General features: G+C 71.2%; 22 protein-coding genes and 1 pseudogene. 12 read left to right on the plus strand and 11 right to left on the minus strand.

Translation table 11 applies throughout. The features are described from left to right. On the plus strand, positions 1-470 hold a 470-nt coding region (locus AE652_RS05040; RefSeq protein WP_159028354.1), incomplete at its 5' end, for a hypothetical protein. A gap of 32 nt (positions 471-502) precedes the next feature. Further along, the gene (locus tag AE652_RS43745) at positions 503-760 is read left to right on the plus strand and encodes a transposase (RefSeq protein ID WP_082345264.1); all 258 of its coding nucleotides are present in this window, start codon (positions 503-505) and stop codon (positions 758-760) included. 423 nt (positions 761-1,183) lie between these two features. Here the strand turns inward: AE652_RS43745 and AE652_RS05045 are convergent, their stop codons facing one another. Further along, on the minus strand, positions 1,184-1,594 hold the full coding sequence (locus AE652_RS05045) for a VOC family protein (protein ID WP_049649914.1): 411 nt from the start codon (positions 1,592-1,594) through the stop codon (positions 1,184-1,186). A 153-nt stretch (positions 1,595-1,747) separates the two neighbouring features. Further along, positions 1,748-2,119 carry a helix-turn-helix domain-containing protein gene (locus tag AE652_RS05050; RefSeq protein WP_049649915.1) on the minus strand — a complete coding sequence of 124 codons (372 nt, stop codon included), beginning with the start codon at positions 2,117-2,119 and terminating at the stop codon, positions 1,748-1,750. Between the two features lie 77 nt (positions 2,120-2,196). Between AE652_RS05050 and AE652_RS05055 the strand changes: the two genes are divergently transcribed. Next, positions 2,197-2,844 carry an NADPH-dependent F420 reductase gene (locus AE652_RS05055; RefSeq protein WP_049649937.1) on the plus strand — a complete coding sequence of 216 codons (648 nt, stop codon included), beginning with the start codon at positions 2,197-2,199 and terminating at the stop codon, positions 2,842-2,844. A gap of 196 nt (positions 2,845-3,040) precedes the next feature. Here the strand turns inward: AE652_RS05055 and AE652_RS05060 are convergent, their stop codons facing one another. Continuing rightward, complete coding sequence (locus AE652_RS05060; protein ID WP_159028356.1) at positions 3,041-5,413, minus strand: serine/threonine-protein kinase; 2,373 nt, start codon at positions 5,411-5,413, stop codon at positions 3,041-3,043. A gap of 393 nt (positions 5,414-5,806) precedes the next feature. On the opposite strand from AE652_RS05060, the gene AE652_RS05065 reads away from it, so the two are divergent. Beyond that, entirely contained in the window at positions 5,807-6,421 is a 615-nt protein-coding gene (locus tag AE652_RS05065; protein ID WP_159028357.1) for a hypothetical protein, read from the plus strand. Between the two features lie 350 nt (positions 6,422-6,771). Here AE652_RS05065 and AE652_RS05070 read toward each other — a convergent pair whose 3' ends face one another. The 4 genes and pseudogenes from AE652_RS05070 to AE652_RS05085 form a co-directional block, all read right to left on the minus strand. After that, positions 6,772-7,221, minus strand: a complete 450-nt coding sequence (locus AE652_RS05070) for a hypothetical protein (RefSeq protein ID WP_049649918.1) — start codon at positions 7,219-7,221, stop codon at positions 6,772-6,774. 71 nt (positions 7,222-7,292) lie between these two features. Then, positions 7,293-7,496 (minus strand): annotated as a pseudogene (locus AE652_RS05075) (IS256 family transposase); the annotation flags it as partial. A 21-nt stretch (positions 7,497-7,517) separates the two neighbouring features. Beyond that, complete coding sequence (locus AE652_RS05080; protein ID WP_338016395.1) at positions 7,518-8,024, minus strand: nucleotidyltransferase domain-containing protein; 507 nt, start codon at positions 8,022-8,024, stop codon at positions 7,518-7,520. A gap of 98 nt (positions 8,025-8,122) precedes the next feature. Beyond that, positions 8,123-8,443: a hypothetical protein gene (locus AE652_RS05085; RefSeq protein WP_049649919.1), complete on the minus strand. Its 321-nt coding sequence runs from the start codon at positions 8,441-8,443 to the stop codon at positions 8,123-8,125. Between the two features lie 186 nt (positions 8,444-8,629). On the opposite strand from AE652_RS05085, the gene AE652_RS05090 reads away from it, so the two are divergent. Beyond that, entirely contained in the window at positions 8,630-8,935 is a 306-nt protein-coding gene (locus AE652_RS05090; RefSeq protein ID WP_049649920.1) for a hypothetical protein, read from the plus strand. A 135-nt stretch (positions 8,936-9,070) separates the two neighbouring features. Here the strand turns inward: AE652_RS05090 and AE652_RS05095 are convergent, their stop codons facing one another. Beyond that, entirely contained in the window at positions 9,071-9,667 is a 597-nt protein-coding gene (locus AE652_RS05095; RefSeq protein WP_049649921.1) for a TetR/AcrR family transcriptional regulator, read from the minus strand. An 86-nt stretch (positions 9,668-9,753) separates the two neighbouring features. On the opposite strand from AE652_RS05095, the gene AE652_RS05100 reads away from it, so the two are divergent. Together AE652_RS05100 and AE652_RS05105 are read left to right on the plus strand one after the other, a co-directional pair. Beyond that, positions 9,754-10,635, plus strand: coding sequence for an SDR family oxidoreductase (locus tag AE652_RS05100; RefSeq protein WP_049649922.1), 882 nt, complete (start codon positions 9,754-9,756; stop codon positions 10,633-10,635). Positions 10,636-10,760: 125 nt separating this feature from the next. Beyond that, positions 10,761-11,612, plus strand: coding sequence for an NAD(P)H-binding protein (locus tag AE652_RS05105; protein ID WP_049649923.1), 852 nt, complete (start codon positions 10,761-10,763; stop codon positions 11,610-11,612). Between the two features lie 201 nt (positions 11,613-11,813). Here the strand turns inward: AE652_RS05105 and AE652_RS05110 are convergent, their stop codons facing one another. From AE652_RS05110 to AE652_RS05120, 3 genes are all read right to left on the minus strand, one after another. Further along, entirely contained in the window at positions 11,814-12,248 is a 435-nt protein-coding gene (locus tag AE652_RS05110) for an ester cyclase (RefSeq protein ID WP_049649924.1), read from the minus strand. A gap of 157 nt (positions 12,249-12,405) precedes the next feature. Next, a complete protein-coding gene (locus AE652_RS05115; protein WP_082345274.1) occupies positions 12,406-12,948 on the minus strand; it encodes a GNAT family N-acetyltransferase in 543 nt (180 codons plus the stop codon). Between the two features lie 83 nt (positions 12,949-13,031). Next, positions 13,032-13,634, minus strand: a complete 603-nt coding sequence (locus AE652_RS05120; RefSeq protein ID WP_049649926.1) for a TetR/AcrR family transcriptional regulator — start codon at positions 13,632-13,634, stop codon at positions 13,032-13,034. A 116-nt stretch (positions 13,635-13,750) separates the two neighbouring features. On the opposite strand from AE652_RS05120, the gene AE652_RS05125 reads away from it, so the two are divergent. The 5 genes from AE652_RS05125 to AE652_RS05145 all read left to right on the plus strand — a co-directional run bounded on the left by AE652_RS05125 (position 13,751) and on the right by AE652_RS05145 (position 18,050). Next, entirely contained in the window at positions 13,751-14,626 is an 876-nt protein-coding gene (locus AE652_RS05125; RefSeq protein ID WP_049649927.1) for an NAD(P)H-binding protein, read from the plus strand. A 117-nt stretch (positions 14,627-14,743) separates the two neighbouring features. After that, positions 14,744-15,421 carry a GNAT family N-acetyltransferase gene (locus AE652_RS05130; protein WP_082345277.1) on the plus strand — a complete coding sequence of 226 codons (678 nt, stop codon included), beginning with the start codon at positions 14,744-14,746 and terminating at the stop codon, positions 15,419-15,421. A gap of 533 nt (positions 15,422-15,954) precedes the next feature. Next, positions 15,955-16,425, plus strand: a complete 471-nt coding sequence (locus AE652_RS05135; protein WP_049649941.1) for a DIP1984 family protein — start codon at positions 15,955-15,957, stop codon at positions 16,423-16,425. A gap of 293 nt (positions 16,426-16,718) precedes the next feature. Beyond that, a complete protein-coding gene (locus tag AE652_RS05140; RefSeq protein WP_049649928.1) occupies positions 16,719-17,288 on the plus strand; it encodes a DUF6434 domain-containing protein in 570 nt (189 codons plus the stop codon). 153 nt (positions 17,289-17,441) lie between these two features. Beyond that, positions 17,442-18,050, plus strand: coding sequence for a DUF6000 family protein (locus AE652_RS05145; RefSeq protein ID WP_049649929.1), 609 nt, complete (start codon positions 17,442-17,444; stop codon positions 18,048-18,050). The last annotated feature ends 17 nt before the right edge of the window (positions 18,051-18,067 follow it).

An 18,067-nucleotide genomic window follows, 5' to 3' on the forward strand; every position in this document is an offset into this window, starting at 1 on the left:
CGTTGCCCTCCGCCCGCGCCGTCTGCCTCGCCCTGTCCATCCCCCTCGCCGAGACCACCCGCCGCCTCAACGACTGCTACGACGCCCTCCTCGCCGACCCACGCCACGACTCCGAGACGGACACCGGCGAACTCCTCGAAGCCCTCGGCGTCTTCGACGTCCCCAAGTCGCTTACCGACACCGAACTCGCCGTCGTCGACCTCTTCATCACCGCCGTCGACGCCATGGGCGGCATCCGCCCCGGCCACCAGCACGGTCTCCAGCGCTGGTTCACCACCGGCAACCTCCCCACCGCCTACCTCTCCCTCACCGCCGCCCGCCCCATGCCCCGTACCGGCGACCCCGCCCTGTACTGGGCCACCCTCGTCACGGCCGGCGAACTCCTCACCACCACCCACCACTCCGAGATCCGCATCAAGTACGCCCTCGCCCACTGCCGCACCCGAGCCGCCCGAGCCGCCCGAGCCTAGGCCGTTCCTTCGGATCATCCGATCGCTGGTTGATGTGTGCGTCATTGACTGACACCCAGTGGGCAAGGATCGAGCCGTTGCCGCCGGATCCGACACCTCGGCGGGGAGGGCAGTGGCGTGATCACCGGCAGGTGATCGGCGCGATCGCCTTCAAGTACCGCACCGGGGTGCCGTGGATGGATCTGCCTGAGCGCTTCGGCTCGTGGAAGGGCGCCCACAACCGGCTGCGGGAGTGGGCCGCCGACGGCACGTGGGCCATCGCCGCCGTCGTCATCCGGTCGGCCAGGTGACTCCAGCCGGGCTGCCTAGACCCATCCCTCGTCGAGGTAGACCGTCCAGGCGTCTCCCACTGCTCTGTGCAGTTCAACCAGGGCCGCAACCTCCGCGACGGCTGCCGGGGCGTCGGACAGTCGCAGCGGGGAGTCCGGGACGCTGTCGCGGGTGTAGACCGGTAGCTCGCCGTCGCAGCTGAAGGCGTGAAGCGATGAGGGCGCACGGCTGAACCATGCGGGACGGTTCTCCTCGGCCCATGCAGCCGCAGCGTCGACACGGTCTACATGCACCAGTAGATGCTCAGGTGCGGGCCCGCAACTGAACTGCACGAGGAAACCGTGGGCGTCCACTGCCCACCAATCCCACATGAACCCAGGTCGGGGGTGCCGCAGGATCGTCGTCATGTCAAAGGATCAGCAGCCGACTTCACCAAGGCCGCGTCAGCCGCGCTCGGGCCAGATCGGGCCCTGGTCGGTCCAGATGACGCCCTTGTTGCGGCACAGGCAGAAGGGGTGGCCGATCGGGTCGGTGTAGACCTGCCAGCCGTAGCCGTTGGGGCCGATGAAGTCCTGCCTCAGCGTCGCGCCGAGGTCGAGGACGCGGCGCTGCTCGGGCTCGATCTCGTCCACTTCGAAGTCGAGGTGGAACTGCTTGGGGTGCCCGCTGTCGGGCCACTGCGGAGCGCGGTAGTCGTCCACCCGGATGAATGCCAGCTCGATCTCGCCGAACTGGATGCCGGCCCATTCCTCCGAGCTGCCTTCCTTGATCGGACGGCCCGTCACCTCGGAGTAGAAAGCCGCCAGCTTCATCGTGTCCGGGCAGTCGATGATGAAATCGGTGAGTCGCAGCATCCCGCGATCTTGCCATAAGCTCACACCCGACTTCGAGACAGGCGCCCCCAGACCCCGTTCACCAGCGGCGGCCGGGTTCGTACCGCAGGTTCGGATCGGCAGCGGGCTTCGGCGGAGCCGCTTGGCGCTCCGGTTGTGACGTCGTGATCGGCGTCAGTCGCGACCGTGCCCGCTTGCCTCCGCCCGGTCCCGGGCCGCCATCACGTCCTCGCCGTGTTCGAAGGCCCAGGCGCCGAACGCCTCGATCGGTTCCAGGAGTGTCCGCCCCAACCCGGTGAGGGTGTACTCCACGCGCGGCGGCGACCCGGCGTACGCGCGGCGTTCCACCAACCCGTCGGACTGGAGCCGGCGCAGCGTCTCCGTGAGGACTTTGGGGCTGATCCCGCCGATCCGCTCGCGCAGTTCGCCGGGCCGCGCGGGCCCGTCGCGCAGCGCCCACACCAGGACGGCGTTCCAGGTGTTGGCGAGCAGGTCGAAGGCGAGCCGGGCTCGGCAGTCGGCGAGGAAGCCGTGGTCGGTGGTCACTTACCAGATGGTGCCCCAGGACTTTCCTACTGTCTCTCTGAGCCGACTGGCAGGTCGTCACAAGGAGGTTGGTCATGATGAGGATCGGAATCATCGGTACCGGCGCAATGGCGCGGGTGCTGGGTACCCGGTGGGCGGGGGCCGGGCACGACGTGCTGGTGGGTGGACGGGACACGGGCCGCGCCGCCGCCCTCGCCGACCAGTTCGGCGGACGGGCGGGGACTCCGCGGGACGCGGTCGAGCACGGCCTGGACGCGGTGCTGCTGGCCGTGCCGTACGCAGCGGCGATCGGCGTGGTCTCCGGCCTGGCCGACGCCGCGCGGGGAAGGACGCTGGTCGACTGCACCAACCCGGTCGCCCCGGGTTTCGTCCTGGAGACCCATGGCGGGCCGTCGGCCGCCGAGCGCATCGCGGCCGCGGCGCCCGGCGCGTCCGTGGTCAAGGCGTTCAACCTCTGCCACGAGAGCGTGTGGCGCAGGGCCCCGACCGTCTTCGACGGACGCCCCCTCGCGGTGCCGCTCTGCGGCGACGACGCGCCGGCCCTCGACACCGTCGGACACCTCGTTCGCGACCTCGGCTGCGTACCGCTCAACGGAGGCGGGCTCGACCGGGCGGGACTCCTGGAGGCGACGGCGGCGTTCCTGATCGGCCTGTGGGTGGGCGAAGGCGCGGACGCCCAGGCGATCGCGCCGCCGCTGGAGTACGCAGGCGTCGATCCCTCCTGATCTGCGATGGCTCCCAACCACCCGCCCCGCACAGGAAGTCGGACCCGCCGACTTCTCACTCAGCCGCCTGGCGAGGGGACCCGCTCTGCCGACCCCTCCCGTACAGCACGTGCTGGTCGCGGGGGCGATCGCCGCGTCCATGGACGTGGCGGAAGACCGACGGCCCGGACGGCCGGCGCCGTCCGGGCCGCCCCGCTCACTCCACGACCTCGGTGCTCCACGTGCCGTTCCGCAACGCGGTCTCCTGGAGCTCCCCGTCGCTCCGGCGGGCCGTGTAGACACGGGTGACGCCGCCGTGGTCCACCACCGCCGGCTCGAAGCCGTCGGCCACCTGCTGAACACCGGCGTTCGCCAGGGAGGCCTGTGGCGTCCACCCGTCGCCCGCCGCCTTCGTCTCGGTCAGCAGGCCGTTCCCGTCGACCAGGAAGAGGCTGGTGGTCCCGCCGTGCACCAGGGCCGCCGGGGCGGAGCGCGGCGCCGGCACCCGGAAGTCCTTGGTCAGGTCGCGGCGCCCCCACCCGGCACCCTGCGTGCCGCCCGCCGACGTCCCCGGAGGCGTCAGCCGGGCCTCCGAGAGATGGCCGTCGCCGCTGTTGACGGTGAAGACGCTCGTCACCCCGTCGTGCACCACCGCGGTCGGCGTCATGACGGACGCCGGCACGCCGGTCATAGGGAAGATGTTCCACTTCTCGTCGGACTTCAGCGACGCCTCCTGGAGCTGCTGGCTCTCCGTGATCGTGTACACCCTGAGGACCTTGTCCGCCCCCACCGCCACCGGCGCGGTGCCGGCGGCAACCGGCTTGGCGGGCTGCTGCCCCTGGCCCAGGACCCCGAGGTCATCGTGCAGGTCCTGCCAGCCCCAGCCCGAGCCGTACAGGTAGGACCGCCGCAGGTGGTTGTCCACGCCGACGGTGAACACGTTGACCATCTCGTCCAGTACCGCCGCGGTCGGAGTGCTGCGGACCTCCTGACCACCGAGGTCCGCGAACTGCCACTTGCGCCCGGGCTCCAACCGGGCCTCCACCAGGTGCTTGTTCGCGGAACTCACGAAGAACACCCTGACGATGCTCTTGTCGAGCAACGCCACCGGGCGGGTGCCGTCCAGCACCTGGGGGATGTTGGAGTCATCGGACTTCAGTGCGAAGTCCACCACCCTGACCTGGCCCGGGTACGGGATGTTCCGGAGCTTCGCCGCCTCGTGGTCGAGGTCCACATAGCTCTCCAGGAGCTGCTGGCCCTTGTACGCCGTGAAGACACGGAGGTGCTGGTCGTCGGCCACCGCCGGACCGGCCGCGTTCCCGGGCGTCGCTGGGGCCGGCGGGGTCTGCGGGGCGGCGGCGTCCTGGGCGAGCGGGGAGGCCGAGGGTGTCGCGGAGGGCGAGGGGGCGGAGGAGGCCGAGGGGGCCCCGGTGTCCCGGGCGGGCGAGGAAGCCGCGGCGCCGGCGCCGCGGCCGGCGTCGTCATCGCTCCGGAGCAGGGCCCAGGACAGGACCGACGCGCAGACGACGGCGACCGCGGTGGCCAGCGCGATCCGGGTCCGGCGCTCCCGCAGCCGTCCGGGGCGGGGCGCGGTCGGTGTGGGTGTGGGTGTGGGTGTCGCCGTCGGTGTCGATGTCGGCGTCGCTGCTGGTGTCGATGTCGGCGTCGATGTCGCCGTCACCGTCGGCGTCGCCAGAGGGGTGACCAGAGGGGCCGCCGGGAGGTCGAGCTCGGTGGGCGTGGCGGCGCCCGCCGGTCCGCCGGTCGGTTCCGCCGCGACGGGGTCGTGCTGCGGAGCGGCGTCCCCAACCGCCGGTCCGGGGCCGTCGAGCATGGCCAGCCCCGCCACAGCGTCAGGCCGTCCTGCCGGGTCCCGGGAGAGCAGCGCGGTGATCAACGGAGCCAGCCGGCCCGCCCGTCGGGGCGGCGGGACGAGGGCGAGCGCGATGGCGGCGAGCGTCATCGCGGTCGTCTCCCGCCGGAACGGCGGCACCCCCTCGACGGCCTCGTACAGCGTCGCGCCGAGGCTGAACAGGTCGACGGCCGGGGTGTCCGGCTCGTGGGCCAGCCGCTCCGGTGCGATGTAGTCCAGCGTCCCGACCAGGCCCCCGGTGGTGGTCAGCACGGTGCCCGCGTGGTTCTTCGCGAGGCCGAAGTCGGCCAGCAGCACCCCGCCGTCGTCGGCCAGCATGATGTTCGACGGCTTCACGTCGCGGTGGAGGATGCCCACCTGGTGCGAGGCGGCCAGCGCCCGCAGCACCCCGACGGCCACCTCGGCGGCCCGCTCCGGCTCCAACGGCCCGTCGGCCCGGAGCACCTGTGCCAGCGAACGGCCGCGGACCAGCCGCATCACCATCCACGGGCCGCCGTCCTCCACCACCACGTCGTGCACCGTCACGATGTTGGGGTGGTCGCGGAGCGCGGCCGCGTGGCGGGCCTCCGCCATGGCCCGGGCGATGGCCTGCTCGTGCTCGTCCTCGGAGAGGTCCTCCTCCTCCCAACGGACCTCCTTCACCGCGACCTCGATGTCCAGCAGTTCGTCCCTGGCCTCCCAGACCTGGCCCATGCCCCCGGCCGCCAGGGCTCTCACCAGCCTGAACCGTCCGCCGACGAGCCTGTTCGGTGCAGAACTCAAGTCCATGCGAAACCCTTACGCGGTCGGATGGTGACGGAACGTCAGATCGAGTGCCGAGCATACCGAGGGTGTGCCACGGTTCGGACCCCGAACCGCAACCGTCCGGTGCCCGGCCCCGATGCCCGCGCCGGGCCGCGCCGGACCGCTCCGGTTCGCGCCGGTCCGCGCCGGACCGCCCGGTCGGCCACTCCAGGACCTCGCCCCCGAGACGAACCCCACGGACCGGCGGCTCGCCTTCTCGCCTTGACGGCCCGCTGGTCGGCTGGGCAGGGAAGTGGGGCCGCCCGCCTCCGGTGTCACCGGCAGCGGATAGCCTCCGGCCGGAACGAACGGCTGACGGGAGTGGGCGTGGACATCGAGGAGACACTGGACCGGCTCGGCGCGGTCATCGGGCCACCGCCCGCGGGCGGAGTCGTCCCGGTCCCTTGGGAGCTCGGGCCCGAGGTGCTCGGCTTCCAGCTGCCGGCGGACTACCGGGCGTTCGTCGACCGCTACGGGATGGTCAGCATCAGCGACGAACTGCACATCTACGCACCGTCGGCGGCGCCCAGTCCCAAGGCCTGGCAGCCGCTCGGCTTCGAGGGATTCCTGTTCTACACGACGGACCCCTACGGATACTGCGCCATGCTGGCCCAAGCCTACGAGGACGGGGACTACGACGAGTGCCCGTACCCGCTGTTCCCGGCCGAAGGCGGGCTGCTGAAATGGGCGAACAACTACAACTCCGACCAGTTCTTCTGGTTGATGCGGGGCCCGGACCCGGACCGCTGGCCGGTGGCCGCCAAGTTCGACTCGATGCGGGAGTGGGACCTCTTCGAGGGCGGCTTCCTGGAGTTCCTGCTCGCGGCGGTGACGGAGCAGTACCCGTACCACGACGACGTCGTTCCCGGCGGGACGAGGCAGCTCGGCGACGGCCGCGCCTACCGCCCCGGAGGAGACTGGTCGAAGCACCTACCGCACTGAATCCGCGGACGCGGCCGGCCCCCTGCCGCTACGGCCAGACCCCCAACCAACCACCCCGCGCAGGAAGTCGGACCCGCCGACTTCCTGCGCAGCCCCGAATCAGCCGCTCAACTCCAGCCCTCGCCCTTCCGACCACCGGCCCAGGTCCGCCGGAGCCACCCACCGGGTCATGAGCACCGTCATCGCCCGGTGGACCATCCTCCTCGGCACTGCTGGTGCGGAGCCCGAAGTCGCGCGCCAGGCGGCGACCACACCGCGACCGACTGCGCCAATAGGGACTCCTGAACAGCCTGTTGGCGTAGAAGCCCTGCGAGCTGACTAGGCCCGGCTCCCCTCCACGGGAGCAACAGTCAGGAGTTGCGGGTGAGGCCCTCCGACTCGAGAGCGGTGATCTCGGCTGCTGCGAGCCGAGCCTCCTCGCGCACCTCTGGGTCGGGGTGAGGGAGATAGGGTTCGATCAGCGGCCGGGCCTGCAGGGCGTGGGTGGCGCCGAGGATGTAGAGCGTGTGGACAAGGAGTTGGCGTTCCATCGTCGGCATGGCTGCCGCCAGCGGTTCGACGAGAGCCGGAGGCACGCGGTAGTGGTCGAACGCCTCGCTGATCGAGTTCAGGGCGGACTCGCGCACCTTGGTCACCGGTTCGTTGGCGGCCACGCTGACCAGATGTTCGACGACCAGGCGGGCGGAGTCCGCGTCGAGTGCGGCGCCGCGCAGGAGGTCCCCGAGGACGTCGGCGGCGACGTCCCGACGGCCCGGATCGCGATCGGTCAGCGCTTCAAGTGCCTCGAACACGTCGTTCATGCTGCCACCTCGGGCCGCTCGACCAGGACGCCGTTCTCGAAGTGCGCGCCGGCACGGACCAGCGGCACCGGGTGTACGCCGTCGGCCCACACGGAGACGTAGTCCCGGTCGGCCAGGTCCCGGGTCCGGAGGTCGGCGTGGTCGTCGCTCCACTGTTTGGTCAGCCAGGTCATGGTGGCCGGCGACGGGCCGGCGGTGCCGCCGAGGAGCTGCTCCAGGGCGGGCACGAAGTCCCCGGACGACAGGCCGTGCAGGTAGAACAGGGGCAGCACCTCGGGGTCGTTGTTCCGACCCTTTCAGGGCGCAGGCATGTAGTCCAGGGGAAGCTCGACTCCTGTGCCGGCGTGCAGCCGTGCCATGTCCTGTCGGTCCTTGTCCGTGGCTTCATAGCCGAGGTGACACCGCACCTGCGTCGCCGCGTCGACACACGGGACCCGGCGCCCGCCGATGGTCCCGGTCACCGGCGGCGGGTAGTGGAACCGTTCACCGCCCGGGAGAAGCTGCACCCCGCCCTCGCGGGAGGAGCCGAGGACGGGGTGCAGGTCGATCTCCCGGCCGGCACCGTCCGCGACGGCAAGCGCGGCGGGCAGCCAGTCCCGCAGGACCTCCGTGAATCCGGCCTCGGCCAGCGCGTCTCGCACCACGTCGAGCTGGTCCAACAGGACGACCAGGTCGAGGTCCGCATGGGTTCGGGTCGTCTCCCCGATCAGGGCGTCCACACCCCAGCCGCCGTCCACCCAGGCTGCGGCCCCTGCGCTCTTGAGCAGGTCCAGCACTTCGAGTACATCGGATTCCTTCAGCACCAGGGCACTCTGGCAGCGCGGACGAGCTGTAGCCACCGAGATACCCGCCGGTCCGGCGCAGTTCGCCACCGACTACGGCCCGGCCCGCGAGCGCGGGTTCAGTGCCTGCGGTCCTCGACCGTCCAGTCGTCGCCCAGCTCGCGGCGCAGCGCCTCCAGCGCCACGTCGGCCTCGCTTCGGAACGATTCCTGCTGGTCCCGGGTCCAGGGCGAGGGGCCGGCCGGGTGGTCCCAGTCGAGGGAGGACTGGTACAGGTCGGCGAGTCTGGTGAGTTCGTCCCGGGTGGCCGGGGTGATGGGCAGCTTCTCCAGGACGCAGGGGTATTCGTAGGGGCTGTCGAGGTCGGGAGCGCTCTGAGGGCCCGGCCACAACGGGGTGTCGACGCCGTAGTCGAAGAAGAACCGCAGGTGATAGGGCATGCCCCAGCCTTTCACGGCGCCGAGCACACCGTGCGGGCGGCCGACGGGCTCAGCCCAAGCTCCCAACCACCCCCACGCACAGGAGGTCGGCCCCGCCGACTTCTCATGCAGCCGCATGGTGATCCGAGCCGGGTGGCCACAAAAAGTCGGAGCGAGCGCCGTCGCGCAGGCCCGATACTGATCTCCATGGCCGATGAACCCCTGTCCATCCCCCTTGCCGACCTGCGCCGATCGTTCGACCTGGTACTGCGCCACATCGAGGCCGCCACACCAGGCGACAGCCTCGCCCTGGACAAGGACTACTTCTGGTCCGTCCCTCCGGACGGCCTCTACGACGTCTACCGGGCCCCGGACGAGCTCACGATCGGTCAGCTCTCCGAATCCTGGCAGCACCTGACCGGCCTCCTCGCCGAGCCGGATCGCGCGGTGGGGTACCACCTGGTGTGGCTCGCCGACGTCCTGCGGGCGATCGGCCAGGACATCGCGGCCTGAGGAGGCGTCGGGTCATTGATCAACCGCGTGGCGTGAGGCGCTGAGGGTGAGCTTCGCGGACGCCCCGACCGCGAATCCGCAGCCGTCAGGCCTGCTTCTCATCCGCCGCGCCGGCGCTGGACGATGACCTTCCGGTCAGCCCAGCGATGCGCTCGCCGCGCGCAGTTCGTCCAGGGCCGCCAGGACGTACCCGGCGAGCTCCTGCTCTGCGCCACCGTCGTCCTCCGCGCCGCCGTCGTCCTCGGCCCATTCGGCGTACCCCCGCTTGAAGGCGAGGACGCCCAGCTCACCCGCGAGGGCCGCGATCGGATCGGGTACGCCGCGGGCGACCAGCGCGGCGGTCATCGCGGCCGCGAGGCTGACGGTCTTGAGGGTGTCGCGTTCCTGAAGCTCGGCGCTGGCGGCGATGGCCGCCTTCAGGCGGGGGGCGAGTTCGCGGGTGGCCGGGCCCATCGCGGTCGAGGCGCGCTCGAGACCGGCGGCGACCGCCTCCAGCGGGCTGGCGTCACCGGGCGCTTCGGCGATGCCCTCGGTCAGCAGCCGGCTCAGCGTCTCCTGCCCGGCGACCAGCAGCTCGCGCTTGTCGGGGAAGTGCCGGAAGAAGGTGCTCTTGGTGACCCCGGCGCGCTCGGCGATCTGCGCGACCGTCGTGGCGTCGTACCCCTGCTCCGTGAACAGGTCGACCGCGGCCACGACGAGGCGTTCACGCGCACCTGGTTCCCATCGACTCATGGGTTCAGCATATGTGATGGGACTCTTGTCCCATCATCCTGCTACGGTGATGGGACAAGAGTCCCATCACTTCCGGGAGGATTCCCATGCGCGTCTTCGTCACCGGCGGCACCGGTCTGATCGGCTCCGCCGTCGTCGCCGAACTCCTCGGCAACGGCCACACCGTCCTCGCGCTCGCCCGATCCGACGCCTCCGCCCGGGCCGCCGAGGCGGCCGGCGCCGAGCCGCTGCGGGGAGGCCTCGCCGACCTGGACGTGCTGCGCTCCGGCGCCGCCCAGGCCGACGGGGTGATCCACCTGGCCTTCGGCAACGACTTCAGCAGCCCCGAGGCCCTCGCCCGGAACGTCGCCGAGGAGACCGCCGCCCTCACCGCCCTCGGCGAGGAGCTCCTCGGCAGCGACCGCCCCCTGGTCACCGCCTCGGGTACGCCCCACGTGCCGGGCCGCGCCTCCACCGAGGCCGACCCGGTGCCGACCGACGGGCCGGTCGGCGGTCGCGGTCGCACGGTCACGGCGATCCTCGGCCTGGCCTCGCGCGGAGTCCGGAGCACCTCCGTCCGCCTGCCGCGCACGGTCCACAACGAGGGCGCGGGCGGGTTCGCCGGCCTGCTGACCGACATCGCGCGCCGCAGCGGGATCTCCGGCTACCCCGGCGACGGCACCCAGCGCTGGCCCGCCGTCCACGCGCTCGACGCGGCCGCCCTCTTCCGGCTCGCCCTGGAGCGGGCGGAGCCCGGCACCGCCTGGCACGCCGTGGCCGACGAGGGGGACGAGGTGCGGGACATCGCGGCCGCCATCGGCCGACGACTGGGCCTGCCGGTCCAGTCGGTGCCGGAGGAGACCTACGGCCCGCTGGGCCCGATCTTCCGGGCCGACCAGCCCGCGTCCAGCGCCCGCACCCGGCAGGCGCTCGGCTGGGAGCCGCGGCACCCCGGTCTACTGGAGGACCTGGAGAACATCCGGCCCTGACCGGCAACCGGCGATCCGCGATCCGCGATCGGGGGCGGACCCGCAGCGGCGCAGCCCGCAACAACCCGCTCCCGTACGGCACTTCACGTCCACAGCAAGGTCCACATCAAGCAGGAGGTTCCATCATGGTGGCAGTCGTCTTCGGCGCCCGCGGCAACGTCGGTCGTCATGTCGCCGACGGCCTGCTGGCCGCCGGTGAGCAGGTCAGAGCGGTCAGCAGGACCCCGGCCACGGGCCCGACGCCCGGGTACGAAGCGGTCGTCGCCGACCTGGACCGTCCCGAGACGCTGCCGGCGGCGCTCGACGGTGCCGACAAGCTGTTCCTGTACGGAATGCTCGACCCCCAGAAGCCCTACGACATCGAGAAGGTCACCGCGGCGGCCGCGGCGGCCGGGATCCGGCAGGTGGTCCTGCTCTCGTCGGTGGCGGTCGTCCTCGACCCCGCCGCCGACCACCCGGTCGCCCGCCTGAACCGCACGATCGAGCAGGCCGTCCAACGGTCCGGCCTGGACTGGACGTTCCTCCGGCCAGGGACGTTCGCGACCAACACCCGTACCTGGTGGGCCGAATCGATCCGCACCGGCAACGTCGTCCGCCTCCCCTATCCGCTCGCGCAGTCGGCGCCGGTGCACGAGAAGGACATCGCCGCGCTGGCGGTGACCGCCCTCACCGAACCGGGCCACTCGCACCAGGCCTACACCGTCCACGGGGCCGAGTCCCTGACCCTGCGACGCCAGGTCGAGCACATCGGCGAGGCCATCGGCCGCCCCATCCGGGTCGAGCACGTCTCCCACGAGCAGGCCCGCGCGGACGTCGCCAGGACCATGCACCCGGTCGTCGCCGAGGCGATCGTCGGCCAGTGGGCCGCCGCCGACGGTGTCGCGGCCGTGACCTCCGTCATCGCCGAGAAGATCACCGGCGCCCCGGCGCATGCCTACGCCCAGTGGGCCGTCGACCACGCCGACGACTTCCGCTGAGCCCGTCGTACCGACCGGCCGACGTGTCAGGTCATCACCAGCATGGCGCGCACTGCCGAGGGTGGTCTTCGCGGGCGGCGTCCCGTCCGCGAAGGCCACCCTCGTGTGTGCGCGTCTGCGCGAGCCGCCGACAGATGGTGGACGCCGTCGCCGACTTCGCCTCCAGGAACACCGCCCGAACCGTTCCGAGGGCGCAGCGGGCTACTCCGGGGGCCCGCCGAGCGGCGGGATCACGTCCAGTTGCTGGAGGAAGCCGAGGACGTCCTTGTCCGACCACTTCTCGGCGAGCTTCCCGTTCTCGATGCGGTGGATCACCGTCGCCGTCATCGTGATCGGCCGGCCGGTCGCCGGGATGCCCGGGAGGTCCCGCACGCACATCCCACGGCCCGTCAGCCGGGTCACCACCTTGTCGCCCTCCGCGATCTGGTCCTCGATCTCGTGGACTCCGGGTGTGGCCTCCCAGAACAGCCGGAACGCCTGCTTCAAGCCCTCCCGGCCGGCGGCGAGCCCCGGGAACGGCGGCGGCGAGTGGTCCTGGTAGTCCTCGGCGACGAGGTCGTCCATGGCCTCCAGGTTGCCGGCGTCCACCTCCTGGTAGAACCGGCGGACCAGCCTCTTGTTCTCCTCGATCGACATGGGCACCTCTCCGTGCGTACGGTCGCGCCGCCGGAGCGGCGCACGACGCCCGCATCGTCGCCCGCCCGCTCCCCGCGCCACGTCCTCGGCACGCGCGGCCGCCGTGGACGTTCACCCGGAAAGCAGCCGTGCGGAAAGCAGCCGTCCGGGCCCGCCGTCAAAGGGCAGTTGGGACGTCCTGGTCCGCCGACAGCGCGAAGACCCGTACCCGCCGGCCGCCGGTGGGATTGACGGTCTCGCGCTCCAGCCGCATCCCCAGCTTGGTCATGATCCGCTCGGAGGCGTCGTTGCCCACCTGGGCGATGCTGACGATCCGCTCCAGCCCCCGCTCCTCGAAGCCGAACCGTACGGCGGCCGCGGCCGCTTCGGTGGCCAGACCCTGCCCCCAGTGGGCACGTCCCAGCCGCCAGCCGACCTCGACCGCCGGCAGCACCTCCGGCAGGTAGGAGGGCACCGAAAGGCCGGTGAACCCGGCCAGTTCGCCGGTGGAGCGGATCTCCACGGCGAACAGGCCGAAGCCCCGCGTCTCCCACTCCCCCTCCCACGCCCGGATCCCGTCGCGGGTCTGCTGCTCGTCACGGACGCTGCCGTCACGGATCCACCGCATGACCTCGGGGTCGGCGTTGACGGCGGCCATGGGCGCGACGTCCTCCTCGCGCCAGCGACGCAGGATCAAACGGGGAGTCTCAAGCCTGATCATCCGATCATTCTGGATCGCCGAGGGGCTCTCCGCCAGCGTCACCGGGCACCGAGAGAACCCGTACGAAGGCCGCGTCCGGACCGCTACCGCAGGCGGGCGAAGGCCTGGTCGGCGTCGGCGACGGCCTCGGGCCGCACGTCGCGGGCGCTCCGCCCGTCGGCGATCTTCTGCCAGTTGGCGCGGGCGAGCACCCGCTGGACCGCGATCACCTGGGCCGCCCTCAGCCGCGCCTGGACGTCCGGGCCCGGGTCGAGGGCCTCGGCCAGCGCCTGCTCGTCCGCGAGCATGTACTGCAGGAGCCGCCCCGCCAGGCTCGGCGTGGTGAACACCAGACGGTGGAAATCCACCACCGCGGGATGGTCGTTGAGGCCGGTGACGGGTTCGAACCGATCGAGGCCGTCCAGGAAGTGCGCGTGCAGTGCCGCCATCGGCGAGACGTCGGACGGGCGGTCGCGCACGACGCGCGCGGCCTCGCCCTGGTGGTCCGCGAACCGCTGAAGGACCAGGTCCTCTTTGGTGGGGAAGTACCGGAAGAGGGTCGGCTTGGAGACCTCGGCCACGGCGGCGATGTCGCTGACCGAGACCTGGTCGAATCCGTGCGCCAGGAACAGTGAGACCGCCGCTTCGGCGATGGCGTCACGGGTCCGCGCCTTCTTGCGGGCGCGCAGCCCCGTCGGCTCGATCACCTGAACAGCATAACATTAGTGACCAGGTTGCGTTTTTAACCGAGTAACGATTTCCTGGAGGAGTGACCAAGCCGAACAGCACACGAAACGCCGCACGAGACACCGCACGAACCCCCATGCCGCCGGTGCTCGTCACCGGGGCCACCGGCCGGATCGGGCGCGGAGTCGTCGACGAACTCCTCACCGCGGGCGTGCCGGTCCGCGCCCTCACCCGTCGTCCCGAAGCGGCCGCGACGCTGCCGCCCGGCGTCGACGTCGTCACCGGCGATCTCACCGTGCCCGCCTCCCTCGACAGGGCGCTGCGGGGCGTCGGCGCCGTCTTCCTCCTCTGGACCGCACCGCCGCCGACCGCCGCGGCAGTCGTCGAGCGCCTGGCCGCCCACGCGCAGCGCGTCGTCCTCCTCTCCTCACCGCACCAGACACCCCACCCCTTCTTCCGGCAGCCGAACCCCATGGCGGTGCTCCACGCCGAGATCGAGCGACTCATCGCGGCCACCGGCCTCGAATCGACGATCATCCGACCGGGGATGTTCGCGTCGAACTCCCTGGCCTGGTGGGCGCCCGCCATCCGCGCCGGCGAGGTGGTCCGCTGGCCGTACGGCGCCGCCGAGACCGCCCCCGTCGACGACCGTGACATCGCGGCCGTCGCGGCCCGGACCCTCTACGAGGACGGACACGCCGGCGGCGACTACGTCCTCACCGGCCCCGAGTCCCTGAGCCAGGCGGCGCAGGTGGAGATCATCGGGAACGTCCTCGGACGCCCGACCAGGTTCGAGGAGCTGTCGCCGGACGAGTTCCGCGGCGCGATGGACGGAAAGGCACCCCGCCCGGCCGTCGACATGCTGCTCAACGCCTGGGGCGCGACGATCGGAAGGCCCGCGTACCTCACCTCCGCGGTGTCCGACATCCTCGGAGTACCGCCGAGGCCATTCTCCCGGTGGGTCGCCGACCACGCCGAATCGTTCAGGCCGGGCCCGACCCCGTCGACCTGACCTTCGCCCGAGTCATCGCCCGAGCCGTCGGCCGAGCCGTCGGCCGGGTAGCGGGGGCCGCGGCGGCCGCCATAGCGTGGCGGGTCAGGACAGCACCGGCCCGGCGGGAGGAACGACATGGCAGGGACGGATCCGCGGTTCGCCGCCTACGCCCCCGACCCGGCCGAACGGCACGCAGCCGTGATCGCGGTGGTGGCGGAGGCCAACGAGGACGACGTACCCGCGCTGGCCGAGTTGCAGGCCCGGGCGCGCGGCGGCTCGGCGGACGCATGGGCGGACCGCATCCACCGGGCACTTCGCGGTGAGCGCAGCCTGATGGTCACCGCGAAGGTCTCCGGTGAAGCCGTCGGGTACGCGAGTGCGGCCTACCTGCCCGCGCACCCGGCGGACGGCGCCCCGGCCGGCCACTACCTGACCGGCGTCACGGTGGATGCCGCCTGGCGGCGCCGGGGCCTGGCGAGGCTGCTGACCCGACGCCGGATGGAATGGGCCTGGGAACGGGGCTCGACGGTCTGGTGCTTCGCCTCCGCCAGGAACCGCGCCTCGCTCGACCTGCACCGGGAACTCGGCTTCGAGCAGGCGGAGTTCGGCGCCTCCTTCCAGGGCGTCGGGTTCGCCGGCGGCGAAGGCCGGCTCCTGCGGGCGGACCGGCCGCAACCGCCCCCGCCCGACCTCGCAGGAACGTCCCGTGAGAGCCTGCCCGAACGCCACGGTCCAGGCCCCGGGCCCATCAGCACCTGCGATGCCACCACGCCAACTCGGCGTCCGCCGTCGGCTCATGATGCGTCCGCCTGAGCAGCACCGCATCCAGGCGATCCAGCTGAACCCGGAGTTCGCCGGCAGCCCTTGGCGGAAGCATGAACAGAGCCTCCTGCAACGTGTCCCGGGCCCAGCCCGACCCACAGCACGGACAGGTGAACTCGGCCTCCCACCGCCTCCACCGGCGCTCGGTGCCGTGGACACGTACGGACCACACGCTCAGCGCCACTGACACCATGCCTGGAGCCAACCGCTCCCGCTCAAGCAGACGGACGGCGGCGTTGGCCGCCCCCGAAAGACCCGGGACATCGCGATACCGCACCCAGGCCCTCCCCCAGCCGCGTACGCGCGGCCGAAGTGAAGCCGGTGTTCTACGCGGCATGGCCCCTTCGAATGCACGTCATGGATGACATCATCCCATGCTCCAAGATCGACCCGGTAGAACCGGACCCGCCGGACATCAGGATTGAAGGAATTCCCGACGGCTTTCAAACGGTCAAAAACCAGGTGCGGATACCCCGGCACGCACTCCTATACTCGTGCGAACTCACGGAAAGGAGGTGCAGGCGGTGAAACTTGCCGAGGCACTGGCAGAACGCGCGGAGGCGACGCGCCGAATAGAACAGCTGCGGGCGCGCGTCGTCAGCAGCGCGCGGCACCAGGAGGGGGAGACCCCCGCCGAGGACGCGGCCCAGCTGCTGGCCGAAGTCGGTGAAGTGCTGGACGCCCTGGAAACGTTGATCCGGCGGATCAACCGGACCAACGCCACCGTGGAGATGGGACCGGACGGCACGCTCACCGACGCCCTCGCGCGCCGGGACGTCCTGCGGCTGCGCCACTCCGTGGTCACCGCGGCGGCCGACGCGGCGGCGGGTACCGGCGAACGGGGATACGGCCGGCAGCTCCGGTCCGAACTGATGATGCTCTCCGCACTCCCGGTCGCGGACCTGCGCGCCCAGGCGGACGCACTCGCCCGGGACATCCGCGAGGTCGACGTGCGGATCCAGCGGACCAACTGGGAGGTCGACTTGCTGGACTGAGCACTCCGGCAGAATGACGGGACGCGATGTGGAGCAGGTAGCAGCTTCGGAGGCGTGCACACACCGAGAGCCGGCGGTACTCCGGCCCACTCCTGGCGCGTGAAGAGCAACGCGGGGTTCGACTCCCCACCAACAGCGCAGCTCAGCACCGCGTACAGGTAACAGTGCACATCACACAGCACATCACCATGTGCAGATCCGAAGCGGCGAGGGCGGGTTCGGGGCTTTCCACATCGTGCCACGGGTTTCCCCGTGGACCGTCGGACGTACACCACCCCTCCTATCATGGAGGCATGAGTTCGTATACGGGCACTGAGACTCGACCGGAACTGACCACGGCATTGAGTGGGAACGAACTGGCCCGCTGGTACTGGACGCTGGCCGAACTGACCACGCTCGCCCGGGAACTCGGCGTGCCGCGCGGCGGCGGAAAGGCAGCACTGACGGAGCGGCTACGAGCCGCACTCGACGGCGCCGCCCCACCGACCGCCCCACCCCGCGCACGCAAAGCCGGCCGCCAACTCGCCGCACCGGTGGACGGATCCACCGTCATCCCCGAGGGCCAGCGGTGCAGCCAAGTCCTGCGCGAGTACTTCCGCCACGAGATCGGCCCAGCCTTCCACTTCGACGCCCACATGCGCACCTTCATCGCCGAATCCGCCGGACGCACCCTGGCCGACGCCACCACCCACTGGCACACCACCCGCCAGGCCGCCGCCCAACCCCAGGAAATCGGCCCACAGTTCGAACTCAACCGCTTCCTCCGCACCTGGCACACCTCCCACCCGGCCGCCCCCCACACCGCCGCCCTCACCGCCTGGCGCACCCACCGCAACCGCCCGTGCACCCCGGCCCCGGAGTGACCCACCGCTGGAGGAGCGAGAGGTCGATCACCTGGGTCAGGCACGCCCGCGATCACGGACGCCCCATCCAGCACTCCAAGTTCTCTGAATCAGGACCGAGTCTCGCAAGACCCCGCTCGTGGGGTTGCCTCCTCGGCAGGTCATGATGCGGCCATGAGCGTGCAGCATCCTCAGGAAGTTGGCCAGGGGCATGTCGTAGCCCGGTATGTCGCTGGTGAAAGGCGATACCTCGAACTGCTGGGAGGTGGTTTCCTCCACCTTGGGGAGGAAGCGCGGGACGCCTTCATGGGCTCACTGCAAGCTGACTCGCTCCAGGCGAGCCCCCAGGAGATCAGGGCACTTTTCGGGTTTGAATGGCGTGCCCGGCTGACCGCTGCGTGGCTGGTCGGTGTGGCCAGGCGGGTTGAGTGGCGTGACCGCATCGGACGCCTCCTGCTGGCCAGTGAACTCACCTATGCAGGCCAGGGCTACTGCTTTGCGCTTGCCCGATTCGGCAGCCAGGATGACGCCGAGATCCTTGTGTCCTATTTGGATCATTATCTTCCACGATTGGAATGCCGGTACGACCAGGGATCCGCCCTTGGAGCTCTCATGGGGCTGGATGCCCAGCTGGGCACACGTCACGCCGAGCGATTCCTTGCTCCGGACGGCCTCTGGGAACGCTGGGTCGATGCGCTTCCGCATACCCGCGGGACGGCGACCGCATGGGCGGACAGTTCCAGAGAAGCGATCGACGCCTGGTGCGAGCCTTGGGGTGCTTGATCTGTCGCTCATGAAGT

Source organism: Kitasatospora sp. MY 5-36, from assembly GCF_001182915.1.
Classification (GTDB): domain Bacteria; phylum Actinomycetota; class Actinomycetes; order Streptomycetales; family Streptomycetaceae; genus Kitasatospora.